This window comes from Brotaphodocola sp., from assembly GCF_050873065.1.
Taxonomy (GTDB): domain Bacteria; phylum Bacillota; class Clostridia; order Lachnospirales; family Lachnospiraceae; genus Brotaphodocola.
This window is the reverse complement of sequence record NZ_JBNMIC010000002.1, coordinates 110,680-131,235: the sequence shown is the minus strand read 5'-3', so window position 1 is coordinate 131,235 and position 20,556 is coordinate 110,680. Positions and strand designations below refer to the sequence as shown.

16 protein-coding genes are annotated in these 20,556 nt (G+C 49.8%); 9 read left to right on the top strand and 7 right to left on the bottom strand.

Going from position 1 to position 20,556, the window contains the following annotated elements:
- Positions 1–257: 257 nt before the first annotated feature.
- Genes ACR0QE_RS01445 through ACR0QE_RS01435 form a run of 3 tightly spaced genes read left to right on the top strand, consistent with a single transcriptional unit; the run spans position 258 to position 3,167 of the window.
- Positions 258–1,280, top strand: a complete 1,023-nt coding sequence (locus tag ACR0QE_RS01445; RefSeq protein ID WP_432626603.1) for a TRAP transporter substrate-binding protein — start codon at positions 258–260, stop codon at positions 1,278–1,280.
- An 11-nt stretch (positions 1,281–1,291) separates the two neighbouring features.
- The gene (locus tag ACR0QE_RS01440) at positions 1,292–1,885 is read left to right on the top strand and encodes a TRAP transporter small permease (RefSeq protein ID WP_432626602.1); all 594 of its coding nucleotides are present in this window, start codon (positions 1,292–1,294) and stop codon (positions 1,883–1,885) included.
- 1 nt (position 1,886) lies between these two features.
- Entirely contained in the window at positions 1,887–3,167 is a 1,281-nt protein-coding gene (locus ACR0QE_RS01435) for a TRAP transporter large permease (RefSeq protein ID WP_432626601.1), read from the top strand.
- A 161-nt stretch (positions 3,168–3,328) separates the two neighbouring features.
- On the opposite strand, the gene ACR0QE_RS01430 is transcribed toward ACR0QE_RS01435, so the two are convergent.
- Positions 3,329–4,351, bottom strand: a complete 1,023-nt coding sequence (locus ACR0QE_RS01430; protein ID WP_432626619.1) for an alcohol dehydrogenase catalytic domain-containing protein — start codon at positions 4,349–4,351, stop codon at positions 3,329–3,331.
- Between the two features lie 561 nt (positions 4,352–4,912).
- Here ACR0QE_RS01430 and ACR0QE_RS01425 point away from each other — a divergent pair.
- The 5 genes from ACR0QE_RS01425 to ACR0QE_RS01405 all read left to right on the top strand — a co-directional run bounded on the left by ACR0QE_RS01425 (position 4,913) and on the right by ACR0QE_RS01405 (position 13,935).
- Complete coding sequence (locus tag ACR0QE_RS01425; RefSeq protein WP_432626600.1) at positions 4,913–6,658, top strand: ABC transporter ATP-binding protein; 1,746 nt, start codon at positions 4,913–4,915, stop codon at positions 6,656–6,658.
- Positions 6,651–8,543 carry an ABC transporter ATP-binding protein gene (locus ACR0QE_RS01420; RefSeq protein ID WP_432626599.1) on the top strand — a complete coding sequence of 631 codons (1,893 nt, stop codon included), beginning with the start codon at positions 6,651–6,653 and terminating at the stop codon, positions 8,541–8,543. Before ACR0QE_RS01425 ends, ACR0QE_RS01420 begins: the two co-directional genes overlap by 8 nt.
- 339 nt (positions 8,544–8,882) lie before the next feature.
- On the top strand, positions 8,883–9,608 hold the full coding sequence (gene nagB, locus ACR0QE_RS01415) for a glucosamine-6-phosphate deaminase (RefSeq protein WP_432626598.1): 726 nt from the start codon (positions 8,883–8,885) through the stop codon (positions 9,606–9,608).
- A 152-nt stretch (positions 9,609–9,760) separates the two neighbouring features.
- On the top strand, positions 9,761–10,687 hold the full coding sequence (locus tag ACR0QE_RS01410; protein WP_432626597.1) for an AEC family transporter: 927 nt from the start codon (positions 9,761–9,763) through the stop codon (positions 10,685–10,687).
- Positions 10,688–11,025: 338 nt separating this feature from the next.
- Complete coding sequence (locus ACR0QE_RS01405) at positions 11,026–13,935, top strand: NYN domain-containing protein (protein ID WP_432626596.1); 2,910 nt, start codon at positions 11,026–11,028, stop codon at positions 13,933–13,935.
- 7 nt (positions 13,936–13,942) lie between these two features.
- Here the strand turns inward: ACR0QE_RS01405 and ACR0QE_RS01400 are convergent, their stop codons facing one another.
- Positions 13,943–15,376, bottom strand: coding sequence for an MATE family efflux transporter (locus tag ACR0QE_RS01400; protein ID WP_432626595.1), 1,434 nt, complete (start codon positions 15,374–15,376; stop codon positions 13,943–13,945).
- Positions 15,377–15,464: 88 nt separating this feature from the next.
- On the opposite strand from ACR0QE_RS01400, the gene ACR0QE_RS01395 reads away from it, so the two are divergent.
- Positions 15,465–16,433: an AraC family transcriptional regulator gene (locus ACR0QE_RS01395; protein ID WP_432626594.1), complete on the top strand. Its 969-nt coding sequence runs from the start codon at positions 15,465–15,467 to the stop codon at positions 16,431–16,433.
- A gap of 13 nt (positions 16,434–16,446) precedes the next feature.
- Here ACR0QE_RS01395 and ACR0QE_RS01390 read toward each other — a convergent pair whose 3' ends face one another.
- The 5 genes from ACR0QE_RS01390 to ACR0QE_RS01370 all read right to left on the bottom strand — a co-directional run bounded on the left by ACR0QE_RS01390 (position 16,447) and on the right by ACR0QE_RS01370 (position 20,121).
- Entirely contained in the window at positions 16,447–17,241 is a 795-nt protein-coding gene (locus tag ACR0QE_RS01390; RefSeq protein ID WP_432626593.1) for a M55 family metallopeptidase, read from the bottom strand.
- Between the two features lie 18 nt (positions 17,242–17,259).
- Positions 17,260–17,742, bottom strand: coding sequence for a hypothetical protein (locus ACR0QE_RS01385; protein WP_432626592.1), 483 nt, complete (start codon positions 17,740–17,742; stop codon positions 17,260–17,262).
- Between the two features lie 37 nt (positions 17,743–17,779).
- The gene (locus tag ACR0QE_RS01380; protein WP_432626591.1) at positions 17,780–18,271 is read right to left on the bottom strand and encodes a GNAT family N-acetyltransferase; all 492 of its coding nucleotides are present in this window, start codon (positions 18,269–18,271) and stop codon (positions 17,780–17,782) included.
- Positions 18,272–18,385: 114 nt separating this feature from the next.
- Positions 18,386–19,450, bottom strand: coding sequence for a sensor histidine kinase (locus tag ACR0QE_RS01375; protein ID WP_432626590.1), 1,065 nt, complete (start codon positions 19,448–19,450; stop codon positions 18,386–18,388).
- Positions 19,447–20,121, bottom strand: a complete 675-nt coding sequence (locus ACR0QE_RS01370; RefSeq protein WP_432626618.1) for a response regulator transcription factor — start codon at positions 20,119–20,121, stop codon at positions 19,447–19,449. Before ACR0QE_RS01370 ends, ACR0QE_RS01375 begins: the two co-directional genes overlap by 4 nt.
- Positions 20,122–20,556: the final 435 nt, after the last annotated feature.

Genomic DNA, 20,556 nt, shown 5'->3' with positions numbered 1-20,556 from the left:
TAGTCAAACAAAAGATAAAAGTCAATATTCTGCGAGAAGAAAAATGAAAATTGGACAAAATACACAAAAATAGACAAAATAAACTGTAAAAAAATACATATTGAAAAAATATCAAGAATGAACTACCATACTAGCATACAGCAAAATATGGCAAGACAAGAAGAAAAGGACCTGTTATGGAACATGGAACGATGAAACAGGAAAACAATGTGAACGATGTTTCGGAGGTTGTGAAATCATTTAGGAGGATGAAAAAAATGAAATTTGCGAAGACGGCAAAGAGGGGAACAACACTGTTTCTTATGTTGCTGGCAACAGGAATGGCGACGGGATGTTCCTCATCGGGACAGGAAAGCGGAAAGAGCAAGTTGGTAAAGATTGCGGTCTGTGTGTCTGACCAGACACCCGCGGCAAAAGCAATGACGGATGTTTTTAAACCGATGGTAGAGGAGGCGACCAACGGGAAGTATGACATTCAGATTTATAATTCGGGAGTTCTTGGAAGTGAGAAAGTAACCTACGATTACACAAAGAGCGGAATTGTGGAGATGTGTGTGGTTGGAACTTCCATGTGGTCGGAGACTCCGAAGATGGCAATTCCTGATTTCCCATTTCTGTTCCGGGATGTGGAGCACGCAAGAAAGAGCTATCAGGGCGAACTTGGAACTTACATCGCACAGGATCTCGAAAGTACCCAGCCGTTGAAATTGCTTTCGTGGTTCCCGAACGGAGCGCGAGCATTTTCCTCTAATAAGAAATTGGAGAGTCTCGATGATTTCGCAGGACAGAAGCTGAGAATGCCGAACAATCCGATCCATGTAAAGTTGGCAGAGAGTCTTGGAGCCAATGTCGTCATCATGGATATGGGCGAGGTTTTCACCGCACTGGAACAGGGTGTGGCAGATGGTCAGGATAATCCGCTGTCGACCGTAAAGAATGAGGGCTGGTACGAGGTTCAGAAGTATATATACAATACGAACCATATTGTTGCTTCTTTGGAGCTGTTTTCCGGAGATGAATTTTGGAATGAGTTAAGTCCGGAGGAGCAGGACGCTTTTTTGGAGGCAGCCAAGGCAGCTTCGGATTATGCGTGGGATTTGTATGAGGAGCAGTTGGATGCAGATGTGGACTTCATGAAGGAACATGGGTTGACTGTCACAGAACTTTCTGAGGAAGATCGGGAAAAGATGCTTGAAAAGATACAGCCGGTTTATGATTATCTCAATTCTCAGTATGAGTGGGTGGACAGTGTTCGGGAGATGGTCTCCAATATCAAATAGGGAGTGTAAGCATGGATAAGATAGCAGATAAGTTATTTAAAGGAATTGATTACTTTACTGGAATTTTGACAGGACTGATGGTTCTGTTCGTATTCTTGAATGTTGTGCTTCGTACATTTTTTAATTCCGGTCTGACCTGGTCGGAAGAACTGGCAAGGTACCTGTTTGTGTTTGTAACTTATATCGGTGCGATCAGTGCGATGCGCGCGAATGCACATCTGGGTGTGGATACGCTGATCAGCAGGATGAAACCTCAGATTCAGATGGTAATGTATGTGGCTTCTCAGCTCATTATTACAGCGCTGATGGTAATTCTTATTCAGGGGTCTCTCAAAATGGTGGCGCAGAACACCCAGTCCCGTACGGCAGCACTTGGAATCCCATATGCTTTTCTGTATGCGGTTGGAATTTTGACAGGAGCAGCAATCGCAATTATGGCAATTTTGAATATTGTACATGCATTGAAGAATCCGTCTAAAATCTCGGAGATCGTGACGATGAGTACGTCGGATGACGATGAAATCGCTTCGGATGCAAAAGATGGTTTAGAGGAACTTTCAGATGAAGAATATGCAAGACGCCTGAGAGAAGAAGGAGGAAAGTAAGATGACATTGCTGGTATTTCTTTGTGCGCTGATTGGCGGAATGCTGATTGGACTTCCGATTTGTTTTGCACTGCTGTTCAGTGGTGTGTGCATGATGCTGTTTCTAAATGGTTTTAACGCTCAAATCCTGTCGCAGAATCTTTTCTCCGGAGCAGACTCCTTCTCGATGATGGCAGTTCCGTTTTTTATCATGGCAGGCGAGTTTATGAACCGCGGTGGTATCACAAAGCGAATTGTAAATGCAGCAAATGCGATGGTTGGTCATGTGCGTGGCGGTCTGGGCTATGTGACAATTATGGCGATTCTTCTGTTTGCAAGTATGATCGGTTCTGCAGTTGCATCGACCGCTTTTCTCGGAGCCATTCTGATTCCGATGATGGTGCGTGCCGGCTATAAGCGTGACACCTGTACCGGACTGATTGCAGCGGGAAATATCCTCTCCCCGATTATGCCACCATCTGTTCCGATGATTATTTTCGGTGTTCAGGCAGGAGTATCCGTGACAAAATTGTTCATGGGTGGTATTGCTCCGGCATTTTATCTCTCCGCATCCCTGTGTATCCTGTGGTTCTTTATCGCAAAAAAAGATAATCTGGCGAAAGCACCGCGCCAGAGCGCAAAAGAGGTTGTAAAAGCTCTTGTTGATGGTCTGTGGGCGATTATTCTTCCAGTATTTATCCTGTTTGGACTGAGAAGTGGAAAATTTACTCCGACAGAGGCTGGTGTGATCGCTGCCGTGTATGCACTGGTGATTGGACTTTTTGTTTACAAAGAGTTGAAAATTAACATGCTGATGGAATGTCTGGTTTCCGCAGCGAAATCCTCCTCGGTTATCATGTTTCTGGCAGCGTCTGCAATGGTATCTTCCTGGATGATGACGGTTGCAAATGTTCCGGCAATTGTGACAGGAATTCTTGCACCGTTTATCAATCATCCGACAATCCTGATGCTGATTATCTGTCTGATTGTTCTCCTTGTGGGAACTTCAATGGATGTAACACCGACGATTATGATTTTGACTCCGGTTCTGCTTCCGGCAGTCAAGCAGGCAGGAATCGATGTCCCGTATTTCGGTGTGGTATTTATTTTGATGACGGTTCTCGGACTTCTGACTCCTCCGGTTGGAACCGTGCTTAACGTTGCGTGCAGTGCAGGAAAAATTAATATGGAAAGAATTGTGAAATCAATCTGGCCGTTTCTCCTTGCAGAGATTCTCATTTTGCTTGCAATGGTTTTCTTCCCGGCACTGGTAACAGTTCCGATGAATTTCTTCTTAGGGTAAAGAATGGTTTCTTGAGCCTGATAAAAAACTGCAATGAATAAATATAATGATAGAAATCAAATGTATTTAATAAATTTAATGATTATATAGAAAAAACAGAAAAAATAGAGCAGATTCTCATTTTCGCCAAATAGGAATTTGCTCTATTTTTCTTTATATTTTTAAAAATCAAACGTCAGCACAATCTTGCGGATCGACGGATCGTGGCTGTCGATGAAGTCAAAGGCTTCCTGAGCTTTGGTGAGCGGAAAGGTGTGGGAGACGGAGTTTGTCAGGTCAAGCGTTCCTTCCTCGATCATCTCGATCGCCTTTCCAAACATATGATTCTGGAGGCGGGAGCCTCTGACATCGAGTTCTTTCGCGGTGATCAGGAAGGGATTGATCTCCATCGAGGATTTTGTGAGACCGAGCAAGATCACGCGTCCGGCATTTCCGGTTGCCTCAAGCACCATCATCAGGGAATTTTTCCGGCTCGCGCAGTCGATGGAAACTGTCGTTCCTCTTCCGTGCGTGTATTCGAGAATCTTTGACTGAAAATCCTCGGTTCCGACGTTGATTGTGTACTTTGCGCCGCGTTTTCTGGCTTCCGCAAGCTTTGCGTCCGAGAAATCGGCAACGATGATGTGGTCGCAGATGGTGTGGGCGATCTTGAGCATCGTGCTTCCGAGTGCGCCTGAGCCACAGATAAGAAGCATATCGTCGGCAGTAAGCTTTGCGCGCGTGCATGCCTGAATCGCGATCGTTGTCGGCTCGATCATCACGGCGTCCTGATCGGAGAGAGAGTCGGGAAGAAGATAGCAGTCGGATTCAGGAACAGCGATAAACTCCCGGAAACCGCCGTCAATGTGAACGCCGCGCACTTTCAGATCGTCGCAGACGTTTCCACGGTTGTGGGTGCAGGGATAGCAGTGGCCGCAGCTGCTCACCTGATTGACGATGACGCGGTCGCCGGTTTTCAGATGAGTGACTCCTTCGCCGGTCTGGGCGACAACGCCGACCATCTCATGCCCGATGATTCGGGGATAGGTGACGATCGCGTTCGTTCCCTGGTAGATGCTGACGTCCGAGCCGCAGATGCCGGCAGCGGTCATTCGCACGAGAATATTGTTTTTTCCGGACAGAACCGGTTTTTCTACATCGATGATTTCCAAATGTTTTGGTCCTATAATCTGGACAGCTTTCATCATTAGAATCCTCCATTTGTGTTTTGTTTTTGATTTTTCTTATCCTAATTGTATCCCTCAAATTGTATATATCATATGTCTGATGTCACTTCTTTTGAGTTTTGTCTGTTTGAGCTGTTGCTATATTGCACAGATGGATTGAACATATGGCAAGTATACTCAAATGGTATAATCGTCAGCAACAAAAGTCAAGAATCTGCGAGAAAGAAGAAAAAATCAGGCGGGACAGGTGATTGGAAGTGGGCAGTCAACCGAAATTCCAGAAAATTTTCTTGACAAGAAATTTAATAACGCATACAATAAATAGATAACAACGAACATGCTTTTGATCTTGATTGCGGTTGAGCAGCCAATCAGGACAGACAAATCAGACCGCTCAGGTCAGACAGACCTCTGAATCAAATCAAAGTGAAATCGAATAGAGATGACAGAGTATAATAGCGCAGGCGCCCATCTGTCGAAGATGGGAAGTCATATGCGCTATTATTATGTTTGTTAAAAAAGCAGGTTCGGTTGAGTAACCAGAAAACTACGAATTATTTTATGGAAGGAGACAAAGGAATGATTCGAGTATTAATGAAATCAATCCGAGAGTACAAAAAGCCGTCCATTCTTGCACCGCTTCTGGTATCGATGGAGGTTGTCATGGAATGTATCATTCCGTTTGTGGTAGCCCGTCTGATTAACCAGATCAAGGGAGGATGCGACCTTGGGACGATCATCCGCTACGGCATGATTCTTGTGGTGATGGCGGGACTCTCTCTGTCCTTCGGAGCGGGAGCGGGATTCAACTGCGCGACGGCTTCCTGCGGATTCGCAAAGAATCTGCGAAAGGACATGTTTTACCGGATTCAGACTTACTCATTCGAGAACATTGACAAGTTTTCCACTTCATCACTGGTAACCCGAATGACGACCGATGTGACGAACGTGCAGATGGCATACATGATGCTGGTGCGTCTCGCATTCAGAAGCCCGCTGATGCTGATCTTCTCGGCGACGATGGCAGTGATTATGGGAGGAAAGATGGCGCTGATCTTCGTGATCGTCATCCCGATTCTTGGAGTCAGCCTCTTCCTCGTCATGAAGAGCGTGACGCCGATCTTTAAGAGCGTATTCAAGAAGTATGATGCACTGAACAACTCGATTCAGGAGAACATCAAGGGTATGCGCGTTGTGAAGTCCTATGTGCGTCAGGAATACGAGAAGGCAAAGTTTGAGCGTTCGGCAGAGGATGTGTGCGCGGACTTCACGAGAGCAGAGAAGATTCTGGCACTGAACAACCCGATGATGCAGTTCTGCCTCTATGTCGCAATGATTTTCGTGCTGTCCTTCGGTTCCTATACGATCATCACGAGCGGAGGCATGGATCTCGATGTCGGACAGTTTTCCGCGCTTCTTGTGTATAATTTCCAGATCCTGATGAGCCTGATGATGTTCTCGATGGTTTTCGTTATGGTGACGATGGCGGAGGAGTCCGCAAAGCGTATCGCGGAGGTTCTGACCGAGGAGACCACGCTTCACAATCCGGAGCATCCGGTGATGGAGGTTGCAGATGGTTCAATCGATTTCGACAATGTGAGCTTCCGCTACTCCGAGCACGCGGAGAAGATGGCGCTCGCGAATATTGATCTCCATATCAAGTCCGGGGAGACGATCGGAATCATCGGCGGAACGGGTACGTCGAAATCGACGCTGATCCAGCTGATCCCGCGTCTGTATGATGTGACGACAGGTTCTGTGAAAGTCGGCGGAGTCGATGTGCGCGACTATGACATCGAGACGCTGAGAAATCAGGTTGCCGTTGTTCTTCAGAAGAACATCCTGTTCTCCGGAAACATCAAGGAGAACCTGCGCTGGGGCGATCAGAATGCGACGGACGCACAGATGAAGGAAGCGTGTGAGCTTGCCCAGGCAGATGAATTCATCATGCAGTTCCCGCACCAGTACACGACTCACATTGAGCAGGGCGGAGCAAACGTATCCGGTGGTCAGAAACAGCGTCTGTGTATCGCACGAGCTCTTCTGAAAAAGCCGAAGATCCTGATCCTTGATGACTCGACGAGTGCGGTGGATACGAAGACCGATGCGCTGATCCGCAAGGCTTTCTCCGAGTACATTCCGACGACGACAAAGATCATCATCGCACAGCGAGTTTCCTCTGTTCAGGACGCAGACCGTATCCTTGTCATGGATGGCGGTACGATCAAGAACATCGGAACCCATGAGGAACTTTTAAAGACAAGCAGTATTTACCGGGAAGTATATGAGTCCCAGAACCGTGCAGGAGGTGAGGAGAATGAATAAGCGCGCTTCGTTCAGCAAAAAGACAGCGATCCGTCTGATCAAGACGCTGTTTGAATTCTATCCGGTGATGCTTCCGGTCACGCTCCTGTGCATCGTGTTCAACGCACTGATCAGCTCCGTGCCGGCAGTATTCCAGCAGAATATCATCGCGGTTGTGGAGAAGAGCTGGCAGAGCCGCGACTGGAACGGGGCATCCGGGCAGATCACCAAATATGTGCTGATTCTGGCAACTTTCTATGCCCTGTCCCTGATTGCAGGCTTCACCTACACACGTCTGATGGCGACGATCACGCAGGGTTCTTTGAAAAAATTCCGTCTGAAGATGTTCAACGGAATGGAAGATCTGCCGATCAAATATTTTGACACCAATAACCACGGTGACATCATGAGTTACTACACCAACGACATCGACACCCTGCGCCAGATGATCTCGCAGAGTATCCCGCAGCTGATCATTTCGATGGTGTCCAGCCTGACGATCCTGTGCATCATGCTGTACTACAGTGCATGGCTTCTCTTCGTTGTTCTGATCGGAATCTTCCTGATGACGAAGGTGACGAAGAAGATCGGAAGCAATTCCGCAAAGTATTTCATCCAGCAGCAGATTGAGCTCGGAAAGGTTGAGGGCTTCATCGAGGAGATCATGAACGGCCAGAAGGTTGTCAAGGTGTTCTGCCATGAAGAGCGCACCGAGGCAGATTTCGACCGCTTAAATGATGAACTCTTCTCTGTCGCAGAGCGTGCAAACAAGTATGCGAACACGCTGATGCCGATCCTGATGAACATCGGAAATGTGCTCTACGTTGTCGTTGCGATTGTCGGCGGTATCCTGCTTCTCTCCGGGATTCCGAACCTGAGTGTATCCGGAATGGCTCTCAGCATCAGCATCACGGTTCCGTTCCTGAACATGACGAGACAGTTCTGCGGAAACATTGGTCAGGTGTCAAACCAGATCAATGCGGTTGTCATGGGTATGGCAGGTGCAGAGCGAATCTTCAGGCTGATCGATGAGACTCCGGAGAAGGATGAGGGTTATGTGACTCTCGTCAATGCGAAGGAGGAGAACGGCAGGCTTGTCGAGTGCAAGGAACGCACTGAGGTCTGGGCATGGAAGGATGAGAAGGCACCGGAGGAGAAGAGATACACCCGCCTGACCGGAGATGTCCGCTTCAAGGATGTTGACTTCGGATACAACGAGGAGAAGACAGTTCTTCACGACATCACGCTCTACGCAAAGCCGGGCCAGAAAGTCGCATTCGTGGGCGCAACCGGAGCCGGAAAGACGACGATCACGAACCTGATCAACCGTTTCTACGACATTCAGCGCGGCACAATCACCTACGACGGTATCGATATCAGCAAGATCAAGAAATCGGATCTTCGCCGTTCACTCGGCATCATTCTTCAGGATACGGTTCTGTTCACCGGAAGTGTCATTGAGAACATCCGCTACGGAAAACTCGATGCGACGGACGAGGAGTGCATGGATGCCGCAAAGCTTGCGGGTGCACATGACTTCATCACCCGTCTGCCGGAAGGCTACAACACGATGATTGCCGCAAACGGTGCAAACCTCTCCCAGGGTCAGCGTCAGCTGATTGCGATTGCGCGTGCCGCTGTCGCAGATCCGCCGGTTATGATCATGGATGAGGCGACTTCCTCGATCGATACGAGAACGGAGGAGATCGTGCAGAAGGGTATGGATGCACTGATGCACGGCCGTACCGTATTCGTCATCGCACATCGTCTGTCCACCGTACAGAACTCGGATGTCATCATGGTTCTCGAGCAGGGTCATATCATTGAGCGCGGAAGCCATGACGATCTGATCGCACAGAAAGGCAAGTATTATCAGCTCTACACAGGTGCGTTTGAGCTTGAGTAAGATGATCGAGGGTGTTTCGGGCAAATAAGAGCTTTCAAGCAAATAAGAGTTTTAAATGAATGGAAAATGTCAGAGAATCTGTCTCGGGGATACCGGGGCAGGGGCTCTGGCGTTTTTTTGTGTGATAGGAAATTGCGTCCTATCATATGTTGAATTTTCTTTTAAAGCAGGTATACTAGGTAGTGAAGAGGGGCTCTCTGAGAGGAGAAAAGGTTGCTGTCTGAGCAACGCGTGGACAGTAACGGGAAAGAGGAGTCCGGTCAGAGAAACACGGGCAGAACGATTGCAAAAAATAAGGGGAAGATACAACGCAGACACAAAACAGGAAAGGGGTACGTTATGGTTATCTACAGGGCAAAAAATTATCAGGATCTGAGCAGAAAGGCGGCAAACATCATTTCCGCGCAGATTATCATGAAACCGGACTGCGTAGTGGGGCTTGCAACCGGTTCATCACCAGTTGGAACCTACCGGCAGCTGATTGAGTGGTACAAAAAAGGAGATCTCGATTTTTCGAGAGTCACCACGATCAATCTCGATGAGTACAAGGGACTTGGACCGGACAATGAGCAGAGCTATCGTTATTTTATGAATGCGAATCTCTTTGATCATGTGAATATTGACAAGGCGCACACTTTTGTGCCGGACGGTCTGGAGCCGGATCCGGAAAAGGCGTGCGCAGATTACAATGAGGTCATCCGTTCTCATGGCGGAATCGATTTACAGCTTCTGGGACTTGGCAGAAATGGTCATATCGGATTCAATGAGCCGGGGGCTGCGTTTGAGAAGGAGACGCACTGTGTGGATCTTGCAGAGAGCACAATTGAGGCGAATAAGCGCTTTTTTGCCTCCGAGGAGGAAGTCCCGAGGCAGGCGTACACGATGGGAATCAAGAACATCATGCAGGCAAAGAAGATCCTTCTGATTGCGAGTGGGGAGGAGAAGGCTGAGGCTCTGAAGAAAGCTCTGTATGGCCCGATCACACCGGCTGTTCCGGCTTCGATCTTGCAGCTGCACAATGATGTGACGGTGATTGCGGATGAGGCAGCGCTAAAGCTTCTGTAAATAGGCAGAAATTTTCTGAATGGGAATGCCTGGAATGGGAGTCACTAGACAAACTGGAGATTCGCGGGGAGTGTCTTGTTTTGCCTGTCGTTTTGAGCTAAAATGAAAGGAAGGGTTAAAGAGACGTATTCTGACATAGGAGAAGAGATAAGATGGAACTGGCATTGATTACGGTTGAAAAGATATTGGAGATGTTCGTCATCCTGCTGATGGGTGTCGTGATTCGCAAGTGTGGGATGGTGGATGAGCGGTCAAACAAACACCTTTCCGGGATTCTGCTGAATCTCGTGTCGCCCTGTGTCATTCTGATGTCATATCAGATTGATTTCGATGCGATGCTTCTTGAGAGGCTTTTGTGGACAGCAGGTCTGTCGGCAATCAGTTTTGTCTTATCGATTTTTCTTGCGAACTTCTGTGTCCGGAAGAATGGCAATCCGGATTTCGGCGTTGAGCGGATGGCAGTCATCTACTCAAACTGCGGTTTCATGGGACTTCCGCTGATTGAGGGACTGCTTGGAAGTGAGGGTGTCTTCTTTATGACGGCATACATCACGGTGTTTAACCTCTTTGTGTGGTCTCACGGTGTGATGATGATGAGTGGACGCGCGAGCAGTTTTGCAAAGACGATGAAGAGTCTGATTCAGCCGTCGATGGTTGCAATTTTTTTCAGCCTGATTCTTTTTGTGGTGGGAATCCGTCTTCCGGCTGTTGTTGCAAATCCGCTCTCAATGATCGGAAAGATGAATACCCCGCTTGCGATGCTGATTGCGGGAGCCAATCTTGCGGACAGTGATCTTCTTGCGAGCCTGAAGCGTCCGAGAATCTACTGGCTGAGTGCGTTGAAACTTCTGATTGTTCCGGCGATGACACTTGTGGAGCTGATGATTCTCCATCCGGACCGGACAGTGGCATTGACCGTGTTGATTGCGGCGGCATGTCCGGCGGGAACGATGGGCACTTTGTTTGCAATCCAGTATCACAAGAATGGCCATTATGCATCGGAGCTTTTTGCGATCACAACCGTGCTGTCGCTGCTTACCGTCTCCGCGATGGTGATTCTTGCCGGGATTTTTTTATAAGGCTTTTGAGAGAAAGTCAAAAGAAGACCGTTTTCTTCTGAATCGGAGGGGAGATTCCCTGTGGCAGGAGAAAGCGGTTTTTTTGATGAGGTTTTTATGAAAAGAAATGCAAAATCGGGAAAAGTCCGATATAATAAGAAAGATGATATCTGAATACAGAATACGATATTACCTGGAGAAAATCCGTTGCTGTCTGCGCAATGCGTGAACAGTGACGATGAGGTTCTCAAGGTGAGGCATAAGCCGGGCATTGCATTGGCTTATGCAGGATCAATTATGCAGGATTAAGATAGAGGATAAAGAAAGACAGATACAGAAAGAAAGTGAAGAGAGAAACTATGGCAAAACGACTGGTGATGGGCATTCTTGCCCATGTAGATGCGGGAAAGACGACGTTGTCGGAGGGCATTCTTTTTGAGACTGGCACAATCCGGAAAATGGGACGCGTGGACAACCGCGATGCCTATCTGGATACGTATGCGTTAGAGCGGGAGAGAGGAATCACGATTTTCTCAAAACAGGCAGAATTCAAGCTGGGGGAGATCTCTGTGACACTTCTTGACACACCGGGACACGTGGACTTTTCGGCGGAGATGGAGCGGACGCTTCAGGTGCTTGACTGTGCGGTACTCGTGGTCAGCGGGGCGGACGGGGTTCAGGGACACACGGAGACGTTGTGGAAATTGTTGAAACGCTATCAGATCCCGACGTTTGTGTTTGTCAACAAGATGGATCAGGCGGGGACGGACCGGGATGCTCTGATGAGCCAGCTTCATATGCATCTCGATGAGAACTGCGTGGCATTTGATTTTCAGTCCGGAGGACAGCCGATGTCGGCAGAGGAGCTTCTCGGGGAGGCAGATGAGGAGTGGCTTGAAGCGCTTGCAATGTGCGAGGAGTCTGCGATGGAGGAGTACCTTGAAAATGGAAAACTGAGTGTGGACACGGTCCGACGGATGATCCGGACGAGAAAGGTTTTTCCGTGCTATTTCGGATCGGCGCTCAAATTAGACGGTGTGGACGGGCTTCTTGAGGGACTGCGTGAGCTTGCCCCGTGCCCGGAGTACGGAAATGAGTTTGGCGCAAAAGTCTTTAAGATCTCAAGAGATGCCCAGGGAAACCGTCTGACGCACATGAAGATCACAGGCGGCGTGCTCCGCGTGAAGGACCTGATTGCCGGACGCGAGGCAGGGGAGGCGGAGAAAGTCAACCAGATCCGCGTCTATTCCGGCTCGAAATTCGAGACAGTCAATGAGGCCGAGGCAGGTATAATCTGTGCGGTGACGGGGCCGGCGCAGACTTATCCGGGACAGGGAATCGGTGCAGAGTCAGAGTCAGAGCTTCCGGTACTGGAGCCGGTTCTGACGTACCGATTGATGTTTCCGGAGGGCGGAGATCTCCACAAGATGCTCGGAGATCTAAGGCAGCTTGAGGAGGAGGAACCGCAACTTCACATTGTCTGGGATGAGGAACTTGGCGAGATCCAGGCACAGGTGATGGGCGAGGTCCAGATTGAAGTTCTCAAACGTCTGATTCAGGAGCGGTTTGGAACGGTTGTCGAGTTTGGCGAGGGAAATATTGTATACAAAGAGAGACTGACAGCTCCGGTCGAGGGCGTCGGACATTTTGAACCTCTGCGCCACTATGCGGAGGTGCATCTGTTGATGGAACCGGCAGAGCGGGGCAGCGGGCTCCAGTTTGAAGCGTACTGCAGTGAGGATGCACTCGACCGCAACTGGCAGCGCCTGATCCTGACGCATCTTGAGGAGAAACGCCACAGGGGAGTGCTGACCGGAGCGGAGATCACGGATATGAAAATTACGCTGATTGCGGGAAGGGCACACCAGAAGCACACAGAGGGCGGAGATTTCCGTCAGGCGACGTACCGCGCGGTGCGTCAGGGACTGTGCGAGGCGTGTGCGGCGGGCGAGTACGAGCTTCTTGAGCCGTTTTATGAGTTCCGCCTTGAGGTTCCGGCGGAGAGTGTCGGCCGTGCGATGGCAGACCTTGACCGGATGCAGGCGAAATTTTCAGGTCCTGAGCCGGAGGGAGAGCGCATGGTGCTTGAGGGGAGTGCACCGGTCTCTCTGATGCGCGACTACCAGAGAGAGGTTGTCTCCTACACACGGGGAAGAGGACGTTTAGCCTGCACACTCAAGGGATATTTTCCGTGCCACAATGCAGTGGAAGTGGTTGAGTCCACCCACTATGATGCGGAGGCAGATCTCTATAATCCGACAGGTTCCGTGTTCTGCGCGCACGGGGCAGGCTTTGTCGTGCCGTGGGATCAGGTCAAGTCCTACATGCAGGTGGAGAGCCCTCTCGCAAAAGCATTTGGACAGTCCCAGGCGTCGAAGCAGGAGAATCTGGCATTTTCGGCGGGCACTTATCCGAACAACCGAGCCGGATCAAGTGGAGTCTCAGGTGCTTCTGGCGGGTATTCAGGAGCTTCTTCTTATGGAGTGACGGAGGACGAGCTTGAGGAGATTTTTACGCGCACGTATGGAGAGTCAAAGCGGAGACTGCCAAATGAGAGCGGTCCGAGAGTCGTGGAGTACGATCCGCAGAGGGCGGAGCAGATCCGAAGAAACCAGAGGACGAGGACGGCAAATGGAACGCTGAGGGGCGCAAAGGGTGCAGATGGGAGAGAGGATTCTGTGATTCACTCCGTTCCGGGGGCGGGCCGCCCCGGCTACCTGAAGCAGAATTCTGCAAAACTCGATGAGTATCTTCTCGTCGACGGCTATAACATTCTCTATGCGTGGGACGAGCTGAGAGAGCTGATGCAGGTGACGCTTGACGGCGCGAGACACCGTCTGATGGATATGCTGTGCAATTATCAGGGATACCGCGGCTGTCATCTGATTGTCGTGTTTGATGCATACAAGGTTCCGGGGGGAACCGGAAGTGTCTCCGACTATCACAACATCCATGTGGTCTACACAAAGGAGGCGGAGACAGCCGACCAGTATATTGAGAAATTTGCGCATGAGATGGGAAGAAAGTACCGCGTGACGGTTGCAACCTCGGATGGCCTTGAGCAGCTGATTATCCGTGGTCAGGGCTGTCTTCTGATGTCGGCGAGGGATTTGGAGGAAGATATGGAGCGGGTCAGCCGGCAGATCGAGGAAGAACGAGGAAATCTGCCGAAACCCGGAAAACGCTACCTCTTTGCGGAGGTGGAGAAGGATCTCGCGGAGTATCTTGAGAAGATCAAGAAAGGCGAGATCACGCTGGAGAATGGGTAAAGAAAGGTCAGTGACTTGGGATATCTCGGAGTGAAGATGCATTTGTTTGTGTCCAGAACGAAACGTTGTATTCTTTACAGATTTTTCGGATCTCAAATCCGCCTATGATGACAGCGAGAATTCCGATCGAGACGTTGCTGACTGCCATCACGATGCCGACACTGATGCTTCCGAGATCTGTAAAATTCTGCAAAAACCACAGAACCGGGATTCGGAAGAGAAAGACGCGGCTGAAATTGATGAACAGGGTGATCCGTGTCTTTCCGAAACCGTAGAGCAGGGACATCACGGCGGAACACATGCCGAGCGGGACGGCGCCGAGCGCTTCATAGCGGTAGACTGCGCCGATCAGGGCTCCGAAGGATTCATCATTTCCGGCAAACATCCAGCAGACCTGTTTTAAAAAGATCATCGTGATACTCATGAGAACGATGCCGATCAGACAGCAGAAGACGAAGACCCATTTGAAGGCCTCGAGTGCACGCTTTGCATTTCCGGCTCCGAGATTCTGGCTGATGATTGCCGAACCACCCTCCTGAAAGCCGTTCTGCGGGGAGGTTGTGAACCCGCCGATATTGTTGGAGATTCCGAGAGCGCCGACGACGAGCGCATCGTAGACGGTGCTCATCGAGTTGATCACAACTTTTCCGAATGCAAAGGCGGTCTTCTCGATGATGACCGGAATTGACAGGCCAATCATCGGGCCGATGACAGTCTGCTTCATTGTGATGGAGGAGAGCGAAAAACCGAAGGCATTTCCCCTCTGGTTCAGATTGAAGATGGCTGCGAGAAGCAGGGCGGACTGGGAGACGATCGTCGCAACCGCAATCATGTTGATTCCGCTGTGAAAGACATAGACGAAGAGGGCGGTTAAGGACAGCTTAATCAGGATGACAACGATGTTTAAGTGAAGGATGCGCCTGGAATTTCCTCGGGCGCGCTCAATCGCGATGTAGACGTTGTTGAAAAAGCTGATGACCATGCCGAACAGTTCGAGGATGAAATAGCGGGATCCCTCCTCGATAAAGGCTTCCGGTGTCTTTGCAAATCGCAGAAACTGGGAGGAGAACGGGACGAGAACGAGCAGAATTCCTCCTCCGAGAATTCCGCAGAGTGCAAACAGGGTGCTCACGCGCTTTTTGACAAGCGCATAATCACCGGCGCCGTAGGCTTCGCTGACTTTGATGCTTGCGCCGACTGCGAGTCCGCCGCCGAGTGCGGAGAGCATCAGATTAATCTGGGAGAGATAGGCGACGGCAGAGACGGAGTTTGCGCTGATGTGGGCCGCCATCATCGAGTCAAAGATCTTGAAGATCTGGGTCAGACTCTGATAGAGTGCAAGAGGAGCACAGACGTAGAGGACGACGCGCCACATATCGGCATGCAGGGCGAAGTCGCGAAATTCTGTATCCTTTTTTGAGAGGGATGCTTGGTTTGCCATGAGAAAATCCTTTCTGAATCGTTCGTTTGAAACTGTAGCCATTTTACAACAAAAAAATATGGAATTTTACAGGAAAATGGGGAGAAAAATGAAAAAATCACAGAAAAATTGCGCAGTTTGTAAAGAGAAGGGAGGGAAAAAAGAATTTCCGCTTGTCTCTTCGGGCTGTACGGAACAGGAACTTTCCGTGAGCGAGGACCCGTGCCGGATTGTGTGTGACAGAAAAGTGCGTCAGGCACATTTTTTTATGCATCAGGATCATTCACACGAGTTTTATGAGCTGTATTACCTCGTCTCGGGCGGGTGCCGGGTTTTTCTCAATCACACCATCTATCATCTGGATGCCGGAGGGATCGTGCTGATTGAGCCGGGAGCACTTCACCACACCATCTATGAGATGACGCAGGAGAGTGAGCGGATTGCAGTCTGCTTTGACCGGAAGTATATGGAGCAGTTTGAGTCTGCCTGTGGAAGCGGGTGGAAAGAGAAGTTTGCGAAAAATCCATATCTGCGCGTGGAGGGGAGATCGAGGGCATTTCTTGAAGAACTGTTTCGGAAACTGACTTTAGAGAAGGAACATCGGGATGGTTTTTCGGATTTGCTGAGAAGACAGGGAATTCTTGAGATTCTTGCAAGTCTTGCGAGAGAGTCGCAGGAGGACAGACAGATCCGGATTGAGGATGTGCCGGAAAAGGCGATTCAGACAGCGGCGCAGTACATCTGTGCACATTTTCGAGAGCAGATTACCCTCGAGATGGTTGCAGGTCAGGTTTTTCTGAGCCCATCTTATTTTTCGAGACAATTTAAGAAACTGACCGGGTTTGGATACAAGGAATATTTAAACCATGTGAGACTGAAGGAGGCGAGCCGTTTGCTTCGGGAGAGCGATGACTCGATCTCGGAGATTGCGCGCCTGTGCGGATTTACGGACGGCAACTATTTTGGGGATCTCTTTCATAAGATCATCGGAGTCTCCCCGCGGGAATACCGCAAACAGTACCGGGCACAGTCTCATCTGCACCCGGATACTGATCTGCGGCATGATCTAAGGCAGTGACCATATGCTCTGATTAGAGGATGAACATGCGCGCCCGAAGCAGATCTTCCATTGAGTTTGTCGTGAAGGAGACGGTGTAGGGATCAAGCTGGACGACACCCGGGTAACAGGATGCGCGGTGAGCGCGGTGGTGTTCCTTGTAGCAGATCTCCATCGTGATCGTTTCCGGCACTTCGATGTGGCAGTTGGCGCGATTTTCAAGGGCTTTCTTTGCACCCTCACGGATCTTTTCCTGTGCGAGAGCCGGACTTAAGTTGATTGTCGCACAGCCGATTCCCTCCTTGACGGCAACCGTCGTGATCTGCGGATCATACTCATGGACATGGTCGCAGAGCATCTTGTCTCCGCTCAGAAAGACAGACGGGACACCGAGGGAGGCAGCAGCGTAGGCGTGGATCAGAAACTCGGAGGCGAGACGGCCGTTGTACTTGACGTAATTGTTTCCGCGGTTCATCGTGTGGCTTAACGGGCTTCCGTCCATTCCGGCAGGTGCATGGTAGCCGACGTACATCACGGCATCAAACGAAGAGTCGATGCCGCCGATCATCGAGAGCGGATCGCAGGTCCAGTCGCGGATCAGACGGACTTCCTTTGGAAACAGAGCCGGATCCATATTTCGTCCGCTGTCGTGGGCATCCTTCACATAGATTTCTGTTGCACCGGCGGCAAGGGCACCTTCACAGGCTGCGACTGCCTCCAGAGTCATTTCTTTTGCAAGAGCGGCGTGCTCGAGGTCTCCGAGAACCGTGGAAGACCAGGAGGTGGAGCCGGAAATCCCCTCAAAATCGACACTGATGTAAACTTTCATAAGAACAAATACCCCCTTTTAAATTTGTTTGTTTAGATACTGCTCGATCAGGGCAGATTTTGCACTTCTCCCCATCAAATCATAATATCTGCTCCACAGAGTCAGGGACTGGAGGGGGATGTGTTCCCCGTCGAGATCCATGATTTCGGTAATCTGGTCGCGCTGCAGAGAACAGTCGATCACGGCACCGTCTTTCACAATCGCAAATCCGGCCATGACATCGACATCCACTCCATCGATGATGAATTCCAGAAAGGTCTTCGTCTGATACTTATCATTCGGATTCGGCGGCTGGAGCTCTCCCATCTCGGAGAAAATCGTTTTCACGCAGTCGGCATCTTCGTTGATAATCATCAGGTCAATGTCGTGGAAATCCGGCACAACCCCCTTGAAATACAGGAGCATTGATGCGCCGAGTGCCCAGGTGATGCCCTCCTCATTCAGGCGGTGTGCAAGCTTTTTTAAGACGGTGAGTTTATTTTGCATAGAGTCGTTCATCATAAAATAGCGCAGGCTCTCCTTTCTGGCTGTTTGTATGTTAGAGCTCGTGATAGTAAGGGCAGATATCTTCGTAAGTGCCGTCCTTCAACCGGAATCCGCCCGGAATCACGCCGAGCTGGACAAAGCCAAGGCGCTCATAGAGATGGCGTGCGTGGATATTGGAGGCAACGACAGCGTTGAACTGCAAAACGCGGAAACCATGCTCTTTTCCCTGCTCTAAGCAGTCAAGAACAAGTTTTTCACCGATGTGGAGACCGCGGGAGTCCCGGCTCACGGCATAGCTTGCGTTGCAGATATGGCCGCAGCGTCCGATGTTGTTCGGATGCAGGATGTAGAGTCCGTAAATTGTGCCGGTATCCGCATCTTCTGCGACAGCGCTGAGCGTCTGGGCATCAAAGAATTCTTTTGCCGTCCCGGGCGTCAGAAAGTCTTCCTGCGGGAAGGCAACACCGTCCTCCACAACCTCATTCCAGATGCGGGCCATTTCTTTGAGATCCTGATCTTTGTATGGTCTTATCACTAAATTCATGATATAAGTTCCTCCGATTTTTTATTGAATGGGAATTACTTCTCGGCTTGTGGCAGCCGTCCCTCTTCTTGCAAGTTCCAAGTCCCATTGTAGCAGAGATCTGGATTTATGCAATCATGGATTTTGGGTGGGAAGAAGCGTTACCGTAAAGCAGGATCCCTCGCCGGGTCTGCTTGACACCTCGACGGTTCCGCCGATTAAGAGCAGGATGCGCTGAACGAGTGCAAGGCCGAGTCCGTTTCCGTTTCCGGAATGGCTGCGGTCGCCCTGATAAAACTTGTCAAAAATGTGCTGTTGGACTTCCGGGCTCATTCCACATCCGCTGTCTTTGATGATGACGGAGACGGGGGCAGTGACCGTGGAAGCTTCGGGGGGTTCTGGAAGATCAGCGTGGAGTGTGACGCTGATCGTGCCGTTTTCAGGTGTAAATTTGATTGCATTTGAGAGCAGGTTTGTCCAGACCTGGGCGAGGAGTTCCTCGCTTCCGCAGAATGGACATTCCGGAAGATCGATCTCGAGATTCAGATTTTTTTTGCTCCAGAGCGGCTCCATCGTCAGAATGATCTGGCGGAGCTGTTCATCGAGCAGAAAATTCCGGTATGACGGAGAAATCTGCTGATTTTCGAGCTTGGAGAGCTGAAGAATATTTCCGGTCAGGGTTGCAAGCTGGTCAGATCCGGTCAGAATCCGGTCGACATACTCTTGCTGTTCTTCACTCAGATCGGTCGAGTTCAGCAGAGAGGCATATCCGCGGACAGCGGCGAGAGGGGTCTTGATCTCATGGGAGACATTCTGGATGAAATCTGACTGGAGAAGCTCAAGGGAATTGAGCTCGTTCATCATCTTGTTAAAACTGGAGTTTGTCTCGCGGATCTCAGACCACCAGTTGTCCTCCGGCAGACGGACGGTGAGATCTCCGCTCGCAACTGTCTTTAGCGCGAGAACGAGATTCTGGAGCGGACGCAGAAGCCGCCCGAGAATCAGCTGGATCAACAGCAGAGATAAGATACAGGCGGTCAGCATCAGCGAGATCAGAGGCATCCAGACAAAAGGTTCATCGGGATTTAGAATTCCGAGTTTGACAAGTTCCCAGGAAATGATGGTTGGAATGAAGAAACCAAGGAACTGGGCGAGTGTCGCTGCGCCTGCGAATGTCAGCCAAAGGCGTAAATGCTTCATTTCTTCACCACTCCTTTGTATCCGAGACCGCGCACAGTGATGATCTCAAAGTCGGGATTGTCCGGAAAACGGCGGCGCAGGCGGTTGACATGGACGTCGATCGTCTGTGCATCGGAGTTGCTGTCGCGTCCCCAGATTTCATCCATCAGCTGAAGCCGGGTGAAGATCTTGTCCGGGTAGGAGAGGAGTTTATAGAGGAGAAAGAACTCCTTCTGCGGCAGGGTGATCGTCTCATCCGCAGTCTCCACAGTCAGGGAATCGTAAGAGAGGGTTGTGTCTCCGATATGGATGCTTCGCTCGGCAAAGATGTGGGAGCGCCGAAGCAGGGCGCGCACGCGAAGGACCATCTCGTCGAGATCGACCGGTTTTGTCATGTAGTCATCCGTTCCGACGGAGAAGCCGAGGCTCTTCGATGGAAAATCATTTTTGGCGGTGATCATCAGAATCGGGATCACGGGATTAGTCCGGCGTAGAAGGCGCACAAATTCATAGCCGTCCATGACCGGCATCATGATATCCGTGATCACAAGATCAATATGTTCCCGGTCGAGCGTATCCCAGGCTTCCTGACCGTCATTTGCACAGAAAGTGTGGTATCCTGCTTTTTCCAGAACAATGCTGTAAAGCCGGCAGAGCGAGGCATCATCCTCGGCAATCAAGATATTAATCATTTGCATCTCATTTTTCCTCTCTAAGATTTTCGCATTTGTGGATTGGTGGTTATAAGGTGTTTCTTATAATACTGTTTTTCATAATACTTTTCATTATATCCTGTGTTTGTGAATTTCAGATGAACAGGGAAAAAATCCGTTGCTGTCTGTGCAAGATTTCGTTTTGTTTTTGTTGACAAATCAGAACGCATTTGATAATATTTATCAAGTAATTGAATAGCCCATGAGGGAGTAGTTAGCGCGAAAGTGTGATTTGTCAACATTCTGATTATAAGAGAGAGTATAATCTGGCAAATCTTAAATAATGAGACTCATGTATATCGACGAGCGGTTTATGTATGGATGAAGAGGATACATTGCCGGCAGTTGATATACATGGGTCTTTTTTTGCGGGAAATACGTGCAAGAACAACTCTTCCGGCTGGTGTTAGGATT

Bases quoted from the DNA above. Each gene is read 5' to 3' on its own strand.
- ACR0QE_RS01440 (WP_432626602.1), top strand. From the start codon at position 1,292: ATGGATAAGATAGCAGATAAGTTATTTAAAGGAATTGATTACTTTACT.
- ACR0QE_RS01405 (WP_432626596.1), top strand. From the start codon at position 11,026: ATGGCAAAACGACTGGTGATGGGCATTCTTGCCCATGTAGATGCGGGA.
- ACR0QE_RS01395 (WP_432626594.1), top strand. From the start codon at position 15,465: ATGAAAAAATCACAGAAAAATTGCGCAGTTTGTAAAGAGAAGGGAGGG.
- ACR0QE_RS01385 (WP_432626592.1), bottom strand. From the start codon at position 17,742: ATGATGAACGACTCTATGCAAAATAAACTCACCGTCTTAAAAAAGCTT.
- ACR0QE_RS01420 (WP_432626599.1), top strand. From the start codon at position 6,651: ATGAATAAGCGCGCTTCGTTCAGCAAAAAGACAGCGATCCGTCTGATC.
- ACR0QE_RS01390 (WP_432626593.1), bottom strand. From the start codon at position 17,241: ATGAAAGTTTACATCAGTGTCGATTTTGAGGGGATTTCCGGCTCCACC.
- ACR0QE_RS01380 (WP_432626591.1), bottom strand. From the start codon at position 18,271: ATGAATTTAGTGATAAGACCATACAAAGATCAGGATCTCAAAGAAATG.
- ACR0QE_RS01400 (WP_432626595.1), bottom strand. From the start codon at position 15,376: ATGGCAAACCAAGCATCCCTCTCAAAAAAGGATACAGAATTTCGCGAC.
- ACR0QE_RS01435 (WP_432626601.1), top strand. From the start codon at position 1,887: ATGACATTGCTGGTATTTCTTTGTGCGCTGATTGGCGGAATGCTGATT.
- ACR0QE_RS01430 (WP_432626619.1), bottom strand. From the start codon at position 4,351: ATGAAAGCTGTCCAGATTATAGGACCAAAACATTTGGAAATCATCGAT.
- ACR0QE_RS01370 (WP_432626618.1), bottom strand. From the start codon at position 20,121: ATGATTAATATCTTGATTGCCGAGGATGATGCCTCGCTCTGCCGGCTT.
- ACR0QE_RS01425 (WP_432626600.1), top strand. From the start codon at position 4,913: ATGATTCGAGTATTAATGAAATCAATCCGAGAGTACAAAAAGCCGTCC.
- ACR0QE_RS01375 (WP_432626590.1), bottom strand. From the start codon at position 19,450: ATGAAGCATTTACGCCTTTGGCTGACATTCGCAGGCGCAGCGACACTC.
- ACR0QE_RS01445 (WP_432626603.1), top strand. From the start codon at position 258: ATGAAATTTGCGAAGACGGCAAAGAGGGGAACAACACTGTTTCTTATG.
- nagB (WP_432626598.1), top strand. From the start codon at position 8,883: ATGGTTATCTACAGGGCAAAAAATTATCAGGATCTGAGCAGAAAGGCG.
- ACR0QE_RS01410 (WP_432626597.1), top strand. From the start codon at position 9,761: ATGGAACTGGCATTGATTACGGTTGAAAAGATATTGGAGATGTTCGTC.